8 protein-coding genes are annotated in these 18,962 nt (G+C 63.5%); 6 read left to right on the top strand and 2 right to left on the bottom strand.

From position 1 onward, the window contains the following. Window positions 1-22: 22 nt before the first annotated feature. Window positions 23-1,171, top strand: coding sequence for a pyridoxal phosphate-dependent aminotransferase (locus ABID44_RS02315; RefSeq protein WP_354150055.1), 1,149 nt, complete (start codon window positions 23-25; stop codon window positions 1,169-1,171). A 132-nt stretch (window positions 1,172-1,303) separates the two neighbouring features. Further along, entirely contained in the window at window positions 1,304-2,230 is a 927-nt protein-coding gene (locus ABID44_RS02310; RefSeq protein ID WP_354150054.1) for a glutaminase, read from the top strand. 177 nt (window positions 2,231-2,407) lie between these two features. Here ABID44_RS02310 and ABID44_RS02305 read toward each other — a convergent pair whose 3' ends face one another. Beyond that, window positions 2,408-5,425 carry an Rne/Rng family ribonuclease gene (locus ABID44_RS02305; protein WP_354150053.1) on the bottom strand — a complete coding sequence of 1,006 codons (3,018 nt, stop codon included), beginning with the start codon at window positions 5,423-5,425 and terminating at the stop codon, window positions 2,408-2,410. Between the two features lie 630 nt (window positions 5,426-6,055). Between ABID44_RS02305 and ABID44_RS02300 the strand changes: the two genes are divergently transcribed. The 4 genes from ABID44_RS02300 (at window position 6,056) to ABID44_RS02285 (ending at window position 12,012) form a co-directional block, all read left to right on the top strand. Then, the gene (locus ABID44_RS02300) at window positions 6,056-7,300 is read left to right on the top strand and encodes an N-acetylmuramoyl-L-alanine amidase (protein ID WP_378226793.1); all 1,245 of its coding nucleotides are present in this window, start codon (window positions 6,056-6,058) and stop codon (window positions 7,298-7,300) included. Between the two features lie 201 nt (window positions 7,301-7,501). Continuing rightward, on the top strand, window positions 7,502-9,958 hold the full coding sequence (locus ABID44_RS02295) for a penicillin-binding protein 1A (protein ID WP_354150051.1): 2,457 nt from the start codon (window positions 7,502-7,504) through the stop codon (window positions 9,956-9,958). A gap of 131 nt (window positions 9,959-10,089) precedes the next feature. Continuing rightward, window positions 10,090-11,221, top strand: a protein-coding gene (prfB, locus tag ABID44_RS02290) for a peptide chain release factor 2 (RefSeq protein ID WP_354150050.1) whose coding sequence is annotated in 2 segments (ribosomal slippage) — window positions 10,090-10,155 and window positions 10,157-11,221 — 1,131 coding nt in all. Because the reading frame shifts where the segments join, the coding sequence is not laid out codon by codon here. A gap of 140 nt (window positions 11,222-11,361) precedes the next feature. Then, window positions 11,362-12,012 carry a YiaD family glycine zipper/OmpA-like lipoprotein gene (locus tag ABID44_RS02285; RefSeq protein ID WP_354150049.1) on the top strand — a complete coding sequence of 217 codons (651 nt, stop codon included), beginning with the start codon at window positions 11,362-11,364 and terminating at the stop codon, window positions 12,010-12,012. Between the two features lie 297 nt (window positions 12,013-12,309). Here the strand turns inward: ABID44_RS02285 and ABID44_RS02280 are convergent, their stop codons facing one another. Next, window positions 12,310-18,792 carry a coiled-coil domain-containing protein gene (locus tag ABID44_RS02280; protein ID WP_354150048.1) on the bottom strand — a complete coding sequence of 2,161 codons (6,483 nt, stop codon included), beginning with the start codon at window positions 18,790-18,792 and terminating at the stop codon, window positions 12,310-12,312. Window positions 18,793-18,962: the final 170 nt, after the last annotated feature.

The raw sequence follows: 18,962 nt of genomic DNA, 5'->3' as shown, positions 1-18,962 counted from the left end.
TATGGAATGAGGATTGTTGCAAATGAGTGTGTCGTCGTCGCGTCGCGGACAGATCGAGCCATTTCACGCGATGGACGTTCTTGCCGGCGCGAACCGGCTGATCGCGCAGGGCATCGACGTTATTTCCATGGCGGTCGGGCAGCCATCCGACCCGGCTCCCGCCGCGGTGCGGCGTGCGGCCGCCGAGGCTTTGGAGCGCGGACGTATCGGCTATACGGACGCGCTCGGCCTCATGAGCCTGCGGGAAGCCATTGCGCGCCATTATTCCGAACATTACGGCGTGGAGGTCTCGGCCGCCCGCATCGCCGTGACAACAGGCTCGTCCGCCGCCTTCAATCTCGCCTTCCTTGCGATGTTCGACGCCGGTGACCGTGTGGCCATCGCGGCCCCCGGCTATCCGGCCTATCGCAACATCATGATGGCGCTCGGCATCGAGGTTGTCGAAATCGAGCTGGATGGCGCGCCCCATCTGAACGCCGCGCATCTTCGGACGGCTCATGCGCACAAGCCGCTGAAGGGGGTGCTTTTCGCCAGCCCCGCAAACCCGACAGGCGCGGTGATTCCCGAGACAGAGCTGGCTGCGCTGGTCGCAGCCGCACGCGAACTTGGCATCACGGTGATTTCCGACGAAATCTATCATCGGCTGGCTTACAGCGCGCCGGACACGACCGCACTTGCCTATGGCGACGAGGTTACGGTCATCAACTCCTTCTCCAAATATTATTGCATGACGGGATGGCGTATCGGCTGGATGGTGTTGCCGCAGGAGCTGGTGCGGCCGGTGGAGCGCATCGCGCAAAGCCTCTATATTTCCGCTCCCGAACTGTCGCAGATCGCGGCCCTGGAGGCTTTTTCCGCAACGGCCGAACTTGAGGCGGTCAAGGCGCGCTATGCGCAGAATCGCGAGCTGCTGATGCGACGCCTGCCAGAACTCGGCTTTCCGCTGGCCGCGCCCATGGACGGGGCGTTCTACGCCTTCTGCGATGTCAGCCGCCACACAAACGACAGCATGGAATTTGCCGGGCGCATGCTGACGCAAGCGCATGTCGCAGCCACGCCGGGCAAGGATTTCGACCCCCTTCAGGGGCATCGCTACATCCGCTTTTCCTATGCTGGCAGCAACAGCGACATGACCGAGGCTCTGGCGCGTCTGGAGCGCTGGCTGAAATAGAGCGTTTCCAGCAGAAGTGTGAATCGGTTTTGCTTCCGGAAATGCGGCTAGAACAAAGAGATGGAGCGGTTCTGCCGATTCAGTGAAAGCCACAACCGCTCCAGGTTTGAAGCAGACGGGAGGAGGCAGGACGTGCCGGATTTGCAGGGCGTTCTGGATGAAATCGCCGCGGAAATGTCGATGCGCACGGATCGCGGCGCGCTGCCGGACTACATCCCCCAACTGGCCAAGGTGGATCCTGACAGGTTCGGGATCGCGGTCGCCCTCGTCGACGGCCGGGTGCTGACCGCCGGAGACGCCGAGGAGAGCTTTTCCATCCAGAGCGTCTCCAAGGTGTTCACGCTCACACTGGCGCTCGGCAAGGTGGGGGATTCGTTGTGGCGCAGGGTAGGGCGCGAGCCGTCCGGCAATCCCTTCAACTCCATCGTTCAGCTCGAACATGAAGCCGGCGTGCCGCGCAATCCCTTCATCAATCCGGGCGCCATCGTCGTCGCCGACATTCTTCTGGCTGGCCACCAGCCGCGCGAAGCCATCGGGGAAATCCTGCGTTTCATGCAGTTCCTTGCCGATGACGACGGCATTGTGATCGATCATCAGGTGGCCGCATCGGAGCGCGCCACCGGGTTTCGCAACGCCGCGCTCGCCAATTACATGAAATCATTCGGCAATCTCGACCATTCGCCGGAACTCGCGCTGGGCGTCTATTTCCACCACTGCGCCATCGCCATGAATTGCCGGCAGCTTGCGCTGGCCGGACGTTTTCTGGCGGATCGGGGACGCAGCGCCGACGGCCACTCGGTCGTATCGGCGGAACGGGCCCGGCGCATCAGCGCCCTGATGCTGACTTGCGGCCACTATGACGGCTCGGGCGATTTTGCGTTCCGTGTCGGCATTCCGGCCAAAAGCGGTGTGGGCGGCGGCATAATGGGAGCTGTGCCGGGCGTCGGTTCGGTGGCTGTCTGGTCGCCCGGCCTGAATGCGCATGGCAATTCGCAACTGGGAACGCTGGCGCTGGAAAAACTGGCGCGCGCCATGAACTGGTCGGTGTTCGGGGCCTGATCCTTGCCGGTTTTCACGAACAAAAAGACCCGGCTGTTTTTGGCGGCCGGGTCTTTGATCTTACAACCGAAATGTCAGGTTCCTGGAGCGCCGTGCGTCCTGCCGGATGCACGGCGCTCCAACACTTTGATCGAGCATCGGAATAATCCGACCGCCTACACTTGTCGGTCCGCCGCTCTAAAAGAAGCCCTTGCGCTGCCACCAGCCGGCCCGCTTCGGCTTTTCTTCCGCGGGGGCAGACTCTGTCTCCGGAACCACGGATGAAACCACCGGTTCGGCGGGGGCTTCGGCAGCGACGGCCTTGCGGCGCGTGCGCTTCGGTTTTGCGGCAGGTGCTTCCTCGACCGAGCCATTGACGACAGGCGACCCGGCGGCGGCCTGAACCTCGATGGACGGAGCGGTTTCAGCTTCGGCGGGCGTTTCCGGCTGGGCGGGCGTCTCTACGCCGGTTGCTTCTGCCGGAACTTCCTCGGCCTTGGCCTTTTTGGCGCGTGTCGTGGTGCGGCGCGTGCGTTTCGGCTTTTCGGCAGGAGCCTCTTCGACGGGCTCTGCCGCCTTCCCGGCGTCTTCCGTCACCTCGGTCGTTACCGCGGGATCAGCTTCCGTGGGCGCTTCGGTCACAGAGGCTTCCGCCTCGCCAGTTTCGGCCTCGACCGGGAGAGCGGCGGCTGGCTCTTGCGCCGTTACATCGCCTTCGTCTGCCCCGTCGGCATCGGCCGTGGCCTCGACGCCTTCCTCATCGCCATTGCGGTTGCGGCGGCCGCCGCGTTTGCCGCGCCGGCGTTTCTTGGGCTGGGAGTCTTCCTCCGCTTCCGCTTTCACAGATCCGGTTTCGCTTTCGGAGACAGCTTCGGTCTCGTCGCCGGCCTCTTCGGCAGCATCGTCGGCTGTATCCGACACCGAATCGGAACCAGCCTCGTGCGTCTGCTCGCCGTGATCGTGGTCGCGACCGCCACGACGGCGACGGCGGCGGCGGCGCTTGCGGTCGCGCTGGTTTTCACCGTTGCCGTCCTCGTCCTGAGGGGCGCTCGCCTCTTCCGTCTCTTCTTCATCCTCGATGACGATGTCGTCCTCGGGCTCCGGCTCGTCGGCAAAACCGGTCTGCGTGCGGATTTCAACGAACCCTTCGGGCTTCTCGGCGATAGCGCCGCGCGCGATGAGGTAATGCTGCGATGCAGTGCTTTCGTCGGCCTCAATGGTGATCGTCACGCCGAATCGCTTCTCCAGCTCGATCAGCATGCTGCGCTTGTGGTTGAGCACATAGAGCGCCGTGGCCGCAGGTGTGCGCACCGTGATGTGATGACGCGAATCCTTGAGCAGGAATTCCTCGATGGCGCGAACGACCATCAGCGCGACGGAAGAATCCGAGCGCACATGCCCGGTGCCGCCGCAGTGCGGGCAGGGCTTCATGGTCGATTCCAGAACGCTGGCGCGGATGCGCTGGCGCGACATCTCCAGCAGGCCGAAATGCGAGATGCGACCGACCTGGATGCGGGCGCGGTCGTTCTTGAGGCATTCCTTGAGCCGCTTTTCGACAGCGCGATTGTTGCGGCTTTCCTCCATGTCGATGAAGTCGATGACGATGAGGCCGGCAAGATCGCGCAGACGCAACTGGCGGGAAGCCTCCTCGGCCGCTTCCAGATTGGTGTGCAGGGCCGTTTCCTCGATGGAATGCTCCTTGGTGGAGCGGCCCGAGTTGACGTCGATGGAGACCAGCGCCTCCGTCTGGTTGATGATGAGATAGCCGCCGCTCTTGAGCGTCACCTGTGGCTGCACCATGCGGTCGAGCTGGCCTTCGATGCCGGAGCGCACGAAGATCGGCGTCGTGTCGCGGTAGGGTTGCACGACCTTGGCGTGGCTGGGCATCAGCATGCGCATGAAGTCTTTCGCTTCGCGATAGCCTTCCTCGCCGGAGACGAGCACCTCGCCGATGTCCTTGTTGTAGAGATCGCGCACCGAACGCTTGATGAGCGAACCTTCCTCATAGACGAGGGCCGGCGCCGTGGACTGGAGCGTCAGGTTGCGGACATTCTCCCACATGCGCATCAGATATTCGTAGTCGCGCTTGATCTCGGCCTTGGTGCGGCTTTCGCCGGCGGTGCGCAGGATGACGCCCATGCCTTCCGGCACCTCAAGATCGGTCATGATCTCCTTCAGGCGCTTGCGGTCCTGCGCGTTGGTGATCTTGCGCGAAATGCCGCCGCCGCGCGCCGTGTTGGGCATCAGCACCGAATAGCGGCCAGCCAGCGACAGATAGGTGGTGAGAGCCGCGCCCTTGTTGCCGCGCTCTTCCTTGACGACCTGCACGAGCAGGATCTGGCGACGCTTGATGACTTCCTGAATTTTGTACTGGCGGCGCAGCGGCTTGCGGCGGCTGCGGGCCTCTTCCAGAGCATCCTCGGCCCCGACCGATTCGACTTCATGGTCGTCGCCATTGGACGAGGCGACTTCCTCGACCGTGCCACGGTCGGCATTTTCCTGCTCTTCGCCCGAGGTTTCCACAGTTTCGGTGGAAACCTCCTCGGAAATCACATCGGTTTCGACAATTGCCGCCATGGACGCCGGCTTGTCGTCGGGGGAACCGGTTTCCGCCTCGTCGACGTCTTCTTCTTGCGCCTCGATGGCTGTTTCGGCCGGGCTGCGCTCCGCATCCGTCGCAGGGTCGGAATTTTCGTCCGCCTGTGGCGTTACCACGCCGTCATCGGAAGCCATTTCTTCGATCGCCACGACCTCTTCGGAGGCGGCCTCATCATCAATGGTTGTCTCGTCAGCGGCTGCTTCGACGCGATTCGCATCCTCGCCGGTGTCGCGCGCCTTGCTGCCGCGCCGGCGGTTGCGGCGTGAACGATCGCGTTCCTTGCGCTCGTCGCCGCCGCCATTCTCATCGTCATGATCAGCCTGTGCTTCCTCGGCCTCGGCCGCGAGAAGCGCCTGCCGGTCGGCGACCGGAATCTGGTAGTAATCGGGGTGAATTTCCGAAAAGGCGAGGAAACCGTGCCGGTTTCCACCATACTCGACAAAAGCCGCCTGAAGCGAAGGTTCCACCCGCGTTACGCGGGCAAGATAGATATTTCCTTTGAGCTGCTTCTTGTCCTGGGATTCGAAATCGAATTCTTCAATGCGGTTACCGCGAACGACGACAACGCGGGTTTCCTCCGGGTGGGAGGCGTCTATAAGCATCTTGTTGTTGGGCATTACTGCGTGTCCTCCCGGCAGCCGCCAGCGCCGGCCAGCCGGGCCAAGCCCGCTGCCGGTTAAAATGGGTGAGGGTGCCGGATAATTGTATGTCCCTGTGCCGCGGCCGAAGCGCGATGGCGGAGCCGCCCGCTGCCAATGTGGCGCGGTGTGATGCGGACCTTTCCATGATGGCGCTTGAAGGCATAGTCAGCCAGTGGACCTCTTGAACCAAAGCCCGGAAACCGGACCAGCTTGTTTGCTCTTGACCAGAGCCGGCGGGGCACATCCCAGCCGTTTTCCTGAACGCAGACCACTCCCCGCCACGGGTCCATGTCTGCGAAAACCTTTTTGTGACCAGCCGCGAACCGTATCGACCCCGCTGGAAGGCCGCCAGCCAATCATGGAAAGGCAGCGAGCCGCAAGGGACGGTTGCGAGATTGCGGTAGTCCACCGCTGCTTTTAAGATTTGGCGAGATGGAAGGCAACCCCGTTTTCGGATGCCGGCAAATAGGCCTTACGTCGCGTAAGGTCGCTCCTGAAAAGGCTTGGTTAACCTTCTCTGGCTACGAACTGTTAATCGAACTGCGTCGTATCGGCGCCACGATCAACGACAGGCAAGCCGCCGCAATGGAAGCCACGCGACATTATATGGGTGCGGATGCGCAGTTGAGCAAGCCAGCGGGCCTTTGCCGCCGGCTCGGCGGCCTCCTTGCCCTGTTGCTGTTGCTGGCCGGGATTCAGGGGCTCGCCGCGCCCCCGGCGCTGGCGGCCGACCCCGTGACCGCCATCGAATACAAGATGGCCGGCGACGCCACCAAAATGCGCATCGTGCTGAATTTCGACGGCGAGCCGGAACCGAGATGGTTCCTGTTGCGCGCGCCCCACAGGCTGGTCATCGATCTTCCTTCCACAGAAATGCGCCTTGCCGCGGCCGACCTCAAGGCGAGAGGGTTGGTCTCGGGCGTGCGCTACGGCAAGAGCGGCGACGGAGTTTCCCGGCTGGTGATCATCGGCAAGGGGCCTTTCCTCGTAGACAGGCTCGATGTGCTCCCGAACGAGGACGGTCCGGGCCAGCGCATCGCGGTCGAGATTTCCGCCGCTTCCGACCGGCAGTTCGAGGAAGCGCTGGCGGAGCAGGCCATGACCACGGCTGCGACCGTGGCGGGCGACAAGGGCGACCGCAAGAGCAAACACCCGCTGCGTCGCTTCACCGTGGTGCTTGACCCTGGCCATGGCGGCGTCGACGGCGGCGCGGAAGGGGTGAGCGGAACCCAGGAAAAAGAAGTCACTCTGGCTTTTGCGCGTGAGCTCAAGGCGAAGCTGGACGCCACCCGCAAATACGATGTCATGCTGACCCGCGACAGCGACGCCTTCCTGCGGCTGGATGAGCGGGTGCGCATCGCGCGCCAGAACGAGGCCGACCTGTTCATCTCGATCCACGCCGATACGATCCGGCTGAAAGGCATTCGCGGGGCAACCGTCTACACCGTGTCGGACAAGGCGTCGGACGCCGAGGCGCAGGCGCTTGCCGAGCGTGAGAACCTTTCGGACCAGCTCGGCGGCATCGAAGTGAAGGTGGACAGCCCGGAGGTGGCCGACATCCTGTTCGATCTCATCCGCCGGGAGACGCATTCATTCTCGATGAGCTTCGCCAATACGCTGGTGGGAGAGCTTTCGACGACGGTCGGCCTTATCAACAATCCGCACCGGTTCGCCGGCTTCAAGGTGCTGCGCGCGCCGGATGTGCCTTCCGTGCTGGTCGAGCTTGGCTATCTGTCCAATCCCGAAGACGAGGCGCAACTCATCAATCCTGAATGGCGCGACAAGGCCGCCTCCAGCATCATAAACGCCATTTCCGCTTTTGCTTCCGCAAAGGCTGGGGCGGGCGGTTGAGACAACTTCCGGCTGCACTGCGGCGTTGCAAGCGCACAACACAGTGCGATATTGTTTCCGCAATCGAGAATCGAGTTTGCCTGTTGCCGTAATTTACCCACATCAGGGCGACATTGGTTCCCGATCTTGGACCTCCCCCGGGAACCTTGCGCGCGAGGCTGCGTCTTCCAGGGAGGTGGCGGACTCTCGACTGGAGCGGGCATGATTCGGCTTATCGGCTACTTTTTCGGCATCGGCACCGCGCTTGCCTTGCTCGTCGCGGGAGCCGTGGCGATCTACATCGGTAGCCTGGCCAAGGATCTGCCCGACTATGAGGTTCTGGCCAATTACGAGCCGCCGGTGACGACGCGCATCCACGCCTCGGATGGTTCGCTGATGGCCGAATATGCGCATGAACGGCGGCTTTACCTGCCGATCCAGGCGGTGCCGGATCGCGTGAAGGCCGCTTTCCTTTCGGCGGAAGACAAGAATTTCTACAATCACCCCGGCATCGACGCGACCGGTCTGGCGCGCGCCGTGGTCACCAATTTCCAGAACATGGGTTCGGGACGCCGTCAGGTGGGCGCCTCCACCATCACGCAGCAGGTGGCGAAGAACTTCCTGCTGTCTTCGGACCAGACCTATGAACGCAAGATCAGGGAAATGATCCTGTCGTTCCGCATCGAGCAGGCTTATTCCAAGGATCGCATCCTTGAACTTTATCTCAACGAGATCTTTTTCGGGCTCGGTTCCTACGGCATCGCCGGCGCGGCGCTGACCTATTTCGACAAATCGGTCAACGAACTGACCACCTCCGAGGCCGCCTATCTGGCTGCGCTTCCCAAAGGCCCGTCCAACTACCATCCATTCCGTCATACCGAGCGTGCGCTGGAGCGCCGCAACTGGGTGATCGACCAGATGGTGGAGAACAATTACATTTCGCGTGAAGAGGCGGACAAGGCCAAGGCGGAAGGGCTGGGCGTGAAACCGCGCCGCGGCGGCACCTATCTCTTCGCCGGCGAATATTTCACCGAGGAGGTCCGTCGCGAGATAAGCGCGCGCTATGGCCAGAGCGCGCTCTACGAAGGCGGGCTTTCCGTGCGGACGACGCTCAACCCCGAGATGCAGCGTGTCGCGCGCAAGGCGATGCAGACCGGTCTTATCAAATACGACACCTTGCGCGGCTATCGCGGCCCGGTGGCGAGCATCGATGTTTCCGGAGACTGGGGCGTGCCGCTGGGCGAGGTCAAGAGCCTCGACGACGTGCCGGAATGGACGCTGGCCGTGGTTCTGGAAAGCGGCGCTTCGGGCCTCCGCGTCGGCCTCAAGCCGGCGCGACAGGTTTCCGGAGAACTGGTCAAGGAGCGCGTCGAGGCAACGGTTTCTAAGGAGGACATGTCCTTCGCGATGCGTCATGTGGTCGACGGCAAGACGCTCAAGGCAAATTCACCCGCCGATGTGCTGAAGCCGGGCGACGTCATCTTTGTGGAAAAGCGCGAAGGCTCCGACAATGCCTATGCGCTGCGCCAGTTGCCTGAGGTGAGCGGCGGCATGATCGCCATGGACCCTCATACCGGCCGCGTTCTGGCCATGGTCGGCGGCTTTTCCTATGCGCAGTCCGAATTCAACCGCGCAACGCAGGCGATGCGCCAGCCTGGCTCATCGTTCAAGCCGATCGTCTATGCGGCCGCGCTCGACAACGGCTACACGCCGGCCTCGGTCATCATGGATGGACCGATCACGATCCAGAGCGGCAACACCACATGGACCCCCAAGAACTATGACGGCCGCGCCGCCGGTCCGTCGACGCTGCGTTCAGGCATCGAGCGTTCGCGCAATCTGATGACGGTGCGGCTGGCCAACGACATGGGCATGAAGCTGGTCGCCGAATACGCCGAGCGCTTCGGCGTCTACGACAAGCTGGCGCCCTATCTGCCGATGTCGCTGGGTTCTGGCGAGACGACGGTGATGCGCATGGTTTCCGCCTATGCGATCATGGCTAATGGGGGCCGATCGATAAAACCGTCGCTCATCGACCGCATTCAGGACCGTTACGGCAAGACCGTGTTCAAGCATGACGACCGCGGCTGCGAAGGCTGCAACGCCGGCGAATGGCAGAACCAGCCGGAGCCGGAACTGGTGGACAACGCCGAGCAGGTTCTCGACCCGATGACCGCCTATCAGATCACCTCCATGATGGTGGGTGTGGTGCAGCGTGGCACAGCCACCTCCGTCGCGGAACTTGGCCGCCACATCGCCGGCAAGACGGGCACCACCAATGACGAGAAGGACGCCTGGTTCATTGGCTATACGCCGAACCTCGTGGTGGGAGTCTATCTGGGTTACGACAAGCCGCGCAGTCTTGGCCGGGGCACCACCGGCGGCGGCCTCGCCGCTCCCGTCTTCAAGGATTTCATGCGGGTGGCGCTGGAGGGCACGCCCAACGTCGACTTCAAGACGCCCGAAGGCATGAACCTTGTGTCGATCGATCGCAAGACCGGCATGCACGCCACCGCCGGCCAGCCCGGCACTATCGTCGAGGCGTTCAAACCCGGCACTGGCCCCGCGGATTCCTATTGGGTGATCGGCATGGGCGAGGATGGCTCCAACGGCTATGGCGAGGCGCTGTCCCCGCAGGCCAGCCAGGCCATCCAGTCGGGCGGCGGCGGTCTGTACTGACCTTTTGCTCCGGCGCTACAGATGGGCGGAACCTGGACCTGCCCATTTTGCTTTACAGGCGTGACGCTGCTGCCTATGTATCGCGCCAACCAATCAAATCATCCCATCCAAACAAGGGAACAGCGCCCGCCATGCGCGCCGAAACGCAGAACATTGTCGACGAAATCAAGCAGGCCATAAGCCTGCTGAGGAGGCATCTTTGACTGGGATCAGGCTCTGAAACGACTGGAGTACCTGAATGTCCTGGCGGAGGATTCCAGCCTCTGGAACGATCCGCAGGAAGCCCAGAAACTGATGCGCGAGCGCCAGACGCTCGAAGACGGGATCGGCGCGGTAAAAAGCCTGACGCAGGCGCTGGCGGACAATCTCGAACTCATCGCCATGGGTGAGGAGGAGGGTGACGACAGCATCGTCGCCGAGGCCGAGGATGCGTTGCGCTCGATGCGCGGCGAGGTCAAGGCGCGGCAGGTCGAAACGCTGCTTTCGGGCGAGGCCGACACCAACGACACCTATATGGAAATCCACGCCGGTGCCGGCGGCACGGAGAGCCAGGACTGGGCTTCGATGCTGTTGCGCATGTACACGCGCTGGGCCGAACGCCGCCGTTTCAAGGTGGAGGTTCTGGAAGTCCACGATGGCGAGGAAGCGGGCGTCAAGTCCGCAACGGTGCTGATCAAGGGCCACAATGCCTATGGCTGGCTGAAGACCGAATCGGGCGTGCACCGGCTGGTGCGCATTTCGCCCTATGACAGCAATGCGCGCCGCCACACGTCGTTCGCCAGCGTCTGGGTCTATCCGGTGATCGACGACTCGATCGTTATCGAGATTCCGGAATCGGAAGTGCGCATCGATACCTATCGCTCGTCCGGCTCGGGCGGCCAGCACGTCAACACGACCGATTCGGCCGTGCGCATCACGCACATTCCGACCGGTATCGCCGTGGCCTGTCAGGCGGAGCGCTCGCAGCACAAGAACCGCGCCAAGGCGTGGGAAATGCTTCGCTCGCGCCTGTATGAGGAAGAACTGAAGAAGCGCGAGGCCGCAGCCAACGCGACCGAATCCTCCAAGAGCGATATCGGATGGGGGCATCAAATCCGCTCCTATGTGCTGCAACCCTATCAGCTGGTGAAGGATCTGCGCACCGGCGTGGAATCGACCAGCCCTTCAGACGTGCTCGATGGCGATCTGGATGAGTTCATGGAAGCATCGCTGTCTCACCGCATCAGCGGAAGCGAAGGTGCAGCGATAGCCGATATCGACTGAACGGCTCTGAATTCAGGACGGACAACCCCGCAAAGGACAGATTTCGGCTGAAGGGGTTCCGCATTTCGCCGCATTTTGTGTTAGAACCGGCCGGAATGGGTCAAGGCGCATCGCGCCGCAGCTTACGAGGGACAATCCTGATGAAGACCAGAACCGTGATCGCCATGATGGTTGTCGGCGCGCTTGCAGCAGCCTGCACGACCGACCCCTACACCGGCCAGCAGAAGATTTCCAACACGGCCGGCGGCGCCGGCATAGGTGCTCTGGCAGGTGCGGCGCTCGGAACGCTGGCGGGCGGCGACGATCGCCGCAACGCGCTGATCGGCGCGGGCGTTGGCGCGCTCGCCGGCGGCCTTGTCGGCGCCAAGATGGACCAGAACGAGGCCGAGCTGCGCGCGCAGTTGCAGGGGACCGGCGTGAGCGTCACCCGTGTCGGCGACCAGATCATGCTCAACATGCCGTCCGACATCACCTTCGGCGTCGATCAGGATGCCGTACGCGCCGATTTCTATCCGGTGTTGAACTCGGTGGCGCTGGTGCTGCGCAAGTATAACCAGACGCTGGTCGACGTTTACGGCCATACCGATTCCACCGGCAGCGACCAGCACAATTACGATCTGTCGCAGCGACGCGCGCTCTCCGTGGCCAACTATCTGGCCGGGCAGGGCGTCGACCAGCGCCGCTTTGCCGTCAGCGGTTTCGGAAAGACCCGCCCCGTCGCCACCAACGCGACAGCGGATGGCCGGGCGCAGAATCGTCGTGTGGAAATCCAGCTTTCGCCGCTCACCTGAGCAGGCCGGCGGCTGTGGAAAAAGGGCGGGCTTTCCCGCCCTTTTTTGTTGCTTCGACGAACAGTTCGAAGCGGCGTGGTTTCACCACGACAACTGCTTCGTTCTTTTCCATATCCAGGGGAACGACGCTCTTTTCCCCTCATGACGCCCACAGAAAACCGATGGGTTCAGGGAACCATGGTTCCGGTTGCCTGCGTGACACGCGGCCTTGAAGGGCCATCGCGCGCGACGAGCAGTATGTTGCAAAAAGAAAGGGCGGGAAATTCCCGCCCTTTCCTGATTCGTATCGAACCCTGCTTACCGCAGACGGCCGCTGGCATGGGCCAGCATGGTGTAGACCTTGCCGGTATCGGAGGTGAGGTAGGTCTGCGTCATGATGTTGTCGCGGTCGGTGCGGGCGACATCCTTGAGCAGCTTCTCGAAGTCCTCGCAATAGCGGTCCACAGCGGCCCGGAACTCGGCTTCCGCCTGATATTTGCGGCGGATATCGTCAAAGGTCTGCTGGCCCTTGAGCGTGTAGAGACGACGGGTGAACACGTCGCGTTCGCCACGCCGGTAGCGGTTCCACAGCTCGATCGACGCTTCATGGTCGATGGCGCGGGCGATGTCGACCGACAGCGAGTTAAGTGATTCCACCACATGCAGCGGCGAACGCTCTGCCGGCTTCGCCGCGCGCGGCGCATCGGCTACAGGCCTGGCGACCTCGTCGCGCGAAGCACCGGTGAGCAGATCGCGAACCCAGCCGCCCTGCGGTTGCTGGCGGGCCTCCGGCTCACGCTGGCGCAGCGCCGTTTGCGGGCCCTGATCCTTGTCCAGCGCGCCGCGGAGAGCCGTGTCGCCAATCGGGCTGGCAGGAGCCTGTGGGGCGGCAGGCGGGGCGGCCCGGCGTGGCTGTTCTACGGGACGCGGAGCGGGGGCCTGCGCTGCGGGGCGCAGGTTATCCGACTGCGGAGCATCGGTGCTGCGGCCGGACTTGGCGACGATCGCCGACAGTTCCTTGAGAGCGTTGATCTGCTCGGAAACGGCGCGGCGGATGGCCGTGGTCGATTCCTTCGCCTCGGCCGGCATCTCCACCACACCGCGCTTCAGTTCGGCGCGGGTGATGTCCAACTCGCTCTTGATGGCGGCGGCGGTGCGGCGCATCTCGTCGGTGGCGTCGGCGAAGCGCTGGGTCGCGGACTCCACGACATCGCCGATGGACGAGCGGATCTTGTCGGCCGATTCCAGCGTGCGGCTTTCGGCGGTCTGCAAGGTCCGGCCGACGAGCGACTCGAAGGACTTCATGACCTTTTCGAGGTCTTCCGACTTCTTGACCAGACCGACGGCGAGATCGTCCAGCGAGGACTGCCGCTCCAGCGTGTGCTCCAGATTGCTCTGCGCCGAGCTGAGCAGTTCCGATGCGCTCGACAGCAGGCGGCTGTGCTCGTCGAACTTGGTGGCGATGGAAGCCACCTCGCGCAGCGTATTGGAGGACAGATCGGTGAGGCGGGTCGTGTTGGAATCGACCAGACGGGCCGAGCTTGCAAAGGTCTGCGCTGCCTTTTCGGTGGTCGCCGCGAAACTCTGCGTGCTGTCGGAGAGCTTCTCGTCGATCTCGCCGAGGTTGGCAGCCGCCCGTTCGATGAGCTGGCCGAGCCCCTGACTGGACGCGCCCAGACGGCCGATAAGATCGTTGATGTTCTCGGCGAGCGTTGCGCGCGCATTCTCCACAGCCGACAGGGTTTCCGCCGTGCGGTTGGCGAGCGCATTGGAAAGACGCGCATTCTCCTGCCGCAGCTTTTCGGTGGCGCGATCGGTCGCTTCCTCCATGCTCTTCTGCAGTTCCGCGCCGCCGTCGGCGAAACGCTCGACCAGAGGCCGCGCGGTTTCGTCGAGAATGCGGGTGATCTCGGCCGAACGGGTGGCCAGCATCTCGTTGAGTTCACGCGTGTTGGAGCCGATGGTCCTTGCCGCCTCGTTGGTGCTCTGGCCGATATGCTGGCCGACGGCGGTGAAGGTCTCGGCAATGGTGTTGGCGCGCGTAACAAGCTGGTTCTCGGCCTGCGAAATCTGCTCGTTCAGCTTTTCGCCCATCACTTCGGCAGAACGCGCGAAGCGATTCTCGGCGCTGGCGACTTCATCGCCAATGCGGCTTGCGACACTGGCCGCGCCAGCGGCCAGACGCTCGTCGGCGCCGGCGAGGGCGGCCTCGATGGAGCGGGCCTGATCGGCGAGCGCCTTGCCTGTTTCGGCCGCGCGTCCGGCAACCTGCCGTTCGGTCTCCGCGAAGGCGCCGACGATGGTTTCGGCATGCTGACCGATGGTCGACGCCGTATCGGCAATGCGTGAAACGATGCGATTGTCGGCTTCGTCGAACACGCGCGCGATTTCGGCGGCACGTCCGCCCAGAACATCGGACCCCTCGGCGATACGTTGCGCGATCTTTCCGTCGACCTCCTCGAAGACGCGGCCCACTTCGGCGGCACGACCGACAAGGGTCTGCGAGCCTTCGGCGATGCGCTGCGTCAGTTGCTGATCGGCGGCATCGAAAATCTGGCTCATCTCGGCCGCGCGGCCGGTAAGAGCTTCGGAGCCTTCGGCAATGCGCGCCACAAGTTTCTCATCGGCCGTCTCGAAGATGCGGCCCAGGTCGGCGGCGCGGGCGGCCAGAGCCTCTGCGGATTCGCCGATGCGGGTGCCGAGACGGGCGTCCGCATCCTCGAAGTTGCGCAGAATGTCGCCTGCGCGCGCGGCCAGCGACTGAGCCGTTTCGATCGCACGCTGCGCGAGGCGCTGGTCGGCGACCTCGAAGCTCTCGACGATCGACCCGGCGCGGGCAGCAAGGCTGTCGGCGGTTTCTTCGGCACGCGCGATCAGCATGGAAGACGTATCTTCCGCGCGGCTGGCAAGACGGCCTTCCGCGTCCTCGAAGGCGCGCGAAATATCCTGAGCCCGTGAGAGCAGGGCGGCCGAAGTCTGTTCGGCGCGCTCGGCGATCTTGCGGTCGGCATCGGTAAAGGCCATGCCGGCCTGCTCGTTGAGCATCGACGTGATTTCCAGAACCTTGTCGCGCAAGGCGCCGGCCACGGACACGGCGCTCTTTTCAAGCGTGCCGCGAATATTGTCGACGCCGATAGACAGGGCGCGCTCCATGGTGCTGGTGCGCTCGTCGATGACGCCGGTCTGGCGCTCGAAGGCGCCTTCGATGCGGGCGATGTCGCCGGTGATCGAGTCGGAAATACGCGTGCTGGTCGAGGCGATGCGTTCGATGTGGTCGCCAACGGCCACGTCAATCTCTCGGCGCGCGTCGGCCAGCTTGTCCACCTGACCTGCAACGGCTTCCTCGATCTGGCCCCGGCTCTGGAAAATCTTCTCCAGATCGGCTTCCAGCGCACGCTGCAGGATGTTGCGGCCTTCGGCCAGCTTTTCGACCTGACCGGCGACCAGACCATCGATGCCGGCACGGCTTTCGGCGAGCTTGGCGAGGTCTTCCTCAAGCACGCGCGACAGCGCGTTGCGGTCCATGACCAGACGGCCGGCATGCTGCTCGATGAGGGTGTTGACGCGGGCCAGTTCCCCATCCAGCGCCTGTGAAAGCAGGGCGCGTTCTTCGGCCATCTTGTCCGCCTGCGCGGCAATGGCCTGCTGGACGGCGCCGAGATCCGTTTCCAGCGCGCGCTTGAGGATTTCGCGGCCCTCAGCCAGCTTCTCGACCTGTCCGGAAACCAGACCGTCGATATCCGAGCGATTTTCGGCCAGCTTGGCGAGATCAGCCTCCAGCGCACGCCGCAGGATATCGCGGCCCTCCGCCAGTTTCTCAACCTGAGCGGCAACCAGACCGTCGATGCTGGAGCGGCTTTCGGCCAGCTTGGCGAGGTCCTCTTCCAGCGCCCTGGCGAGCGCAGCGCGCTCCTGCACCAGACGATCGGCATGAGCGCCGACGAGATTGTTGACGTTGCGCAGATCGTCCTCGAGCGAGTGCGAGAAGCGCTCACGCTCGCCGACAAGCTGCTGGGACTGCTCGGCGATCACATTACGGATGGTGTCCAGATCGCGTTCGAGCGCGGCCTTCAGGATATCACGGCCTTCCGCGAGCTTCTCGACCTGACCGGCGACAAGGCCGTCGATGCCGCTCCGGCTTTCGGCCAACTGGGCCAGATCGTCCTGCAATGTCTGGGAGAGCAGAGTGCGGTCGCCGGCGAGCTTTTCGGAATGCTCGGCGAGCATGCGGTTGATGTAGGAGAGGTCGCCCTCCAGCGCGCGCTTGAGGATATCGCGGCCTTCGGCCAGCTTTTCGACCTGACCGGCGACAAGGCCGTCGATGCCCGCACGGCTTTCGGCCAGTCTGGCGAGGTCGGCTTCCAGCGCCTGCGTGAGCAGGTTGCGATCGCCGACCAGCTTCTCGGAGTGTTCGGTGATCATCTGGTTGATATTAACGAGATCGGTTTCAAGCGCGGTCTTGAGGAAGTCGCGGCCCTCGGTGAGCTTTTCAAGCTGGCCTGCGACCAGACCGTCGATGCCGGCGCGACTTTCCTCGAGCCTGGCGAGGTCGGCTTCAAGCACCTGCGACAGCAGGTTGCGGTCGCCGGCAAGCTTTTCGGAATGCTCGGCGATCATGCGGTTGATGTTGGAAAGGTCCGCTTCCATGGCGCGGCGCAGGATGTCGCGGCCCTCCGCCAGCTTCTCGACCTGCCCGGCGACAAGCCCGTCGATGCTCGAGCGGCTTTCGCCCAGCTTGGCCAGATCCGCTTCGAGAGCACGTGACAGAATGGTCCGGCCCTCGGCAAGCTTGCCAACATGGCTGGCGACCATTTCATCAATGTTTACACGAGCCTGAACGAGCTTCTGGGAGTCTTCGTGCAGCGAATCCGCCAGGCGCTTACGACCAAATTCAAGTGTGTCGAGGTGCGTGCCCAGCGACGCGTCGATAGCGGCGCGGGACTCGTTGACCTTGCGCAGGTCTTCCTCAAGAGCGCGCGAGATCAGGCTGCGACCTTCGGCCAGCTTCTCGATCTGGCTGGAGACGACGGTGTCGATCTCGGCGCGGCCCTCGGCGAATTTGGCCAGATCGTCGTGCAGGGCGGCGGCCATGCGTTCGCGACTTTCGGCCATCTCGGCGCTGTGCCGGCGCACCGCATCGTCGATCCCCGTGCGCGCCTCGGCCAGCTTTTCGATGTCGGCATCGAAGGCGGAGGAGACGGTGTCGCGGGCAGATTCGAGGCGACCGGCGAAGTCGCCGGCGCGGGCTTCCAGCATGGTCGAGGTCGAGGAAATCAGTTCGGCCATGTCGGAGCCGATCTGATTGCGGCCCAGCTCGATCGTGGAGGAGAGCGAATCCTTGCCGGAGTTGAAGGCTTCCGCGATATCGCGGGTGCGTTCGGCCAGCGTCTCGTTGATCTGGCGGGCGCGTGCTTCAAGCGCGGCGTTGAGCTTTTGGGTGCCGGTGTCCAGCGCCTCGGCGCGGGTTTCGAACTCGCTGATCAGCGCCTGGCCACGCTCGGCCAGCGTGCGCTCGATGCCGGTCAGGCTGGCCTCGAACTCGGAGGTGAGAGTGCGCGCGGCGCCACCCAGCAGGGAGACCATGCCCGAAGTGCGGTCGTCCAGCAGTTCGGTGAGCGAACGGGTGAGCCCGTCGGCGCTGTCGGTCAGCTTGGCGATGCGGGTGTCGAGCAGCGAGGCAAAGGCTTCGCCGGAAGTCGACAGGCGGTCGGTGATGGAATCCAGCCGGGTTTCGACAGAATCGAAGATCGACAGGGAGCTTTCGTTGATACGGTCGATCAGGGTGTCGCCGGAGGAGGTGATGGTCATCGAAAGCTGGGTCGAGGCGCCCTTGATGCTTTCGCGGATGGCGTCGCCGGCGGAGCTGATCTCTTCGCGCAATGTCTCGTGGGCGCCGGCGATCGAGGCGCGTACGCGCTCGGCGTGGCCGATGACGGCCTCGCGCTCGCTGCCAAGGCCGTCGACGAGCGAACGGATGCGCGCTTCATTCTCGGAGTAGGAGCGTTCGATCTGGTTGACCTCGCTGTGCACCAGCGTTTCCAGTTCGACGGCGCGGGCCAGCGTGCGCTCGATGCCTTCGCCCATGGCGGCGACTTCGCGGCGCACGGCTTGGCCAAGCGCCATGACGCGATCCTGCGCGATGCTTTCCGGTTCGGCCAGGCGGAACGCCATCTCCGTCATGGACTGGGCGGCAAGGCGCATTTCCTGTGCGCGGCGCACCATGGCGGCGAAGGCCCAGAACAGAACGATGGGCAGGACGGTGGCGACAACAAGGCCGATCAGCTGCGGACGGGCGAGGAACTGCTCGAAGGAGCGCACCTGCCAGACCTCCGGCCCGATGACCAGATTGGCGAGGGCCGCCGCACCCGCAATCCATGCGAGCGACAGGAAAGCAACCACCCAGTAGATGGTGTTCGGCGCACGGCGGTTGAGGCTGTGGAGAAGCGACTTGTAGTCCTTCTGACGATCATCGTTGGCTGGTGCAAAACCCGCGGGAGCCGGCGTAAAGCCCGCAGCTTGCGGCTCCACGGGACGAAGATCGGATGGCGCGGGCTGCTGTTCCGCAACCTGCACGGTGGCCGTTTCCGGTGGCTCGGGCTGGCGCTCCTGCGAGGTGCGGCTCGCCCGCGCCAGTTCGTCGGCAGCTTCCGCGATCTGCGCTTCCAGATCTTCCATGGAGGCTGCAATATCGAGATCGCCGATATCGGACGTATCCAGATCCAGGTCGAGATCGAGGGCTTTTTCAAGCTCCTGGGCAACGTCCTTGTCGAGGGACTTCGCCGTCGTGGTTTTCTTCGCCATGCCTTCGCTACCCTGTACTAGCTGCGTGGAGCGTCTTGTTCTGGTTCTTCACGCCCTGCGGAGAGGCCAACTATCGAAGCCTCGTATCGTAATGACACAGGGGGGTAAATAAAACATGCATTCGCGCCGATGCGTAAAACTTTAAATATAAGGTTAACGGCGGCGTGAGG

It is taken from the genome of Aquamicrobium ahrensii (assembly GCF_040545755.1).
GTDB lineage: Bacteria > Pseudomonadota > Alphaproteobacteria > Rhizobiales > Rhizobiaceae > Mesorhizobium > Mesorhizobium ahrensii.
This window is presented reverse-complemented; position numbering and strand designations above follow the sequence as displayed.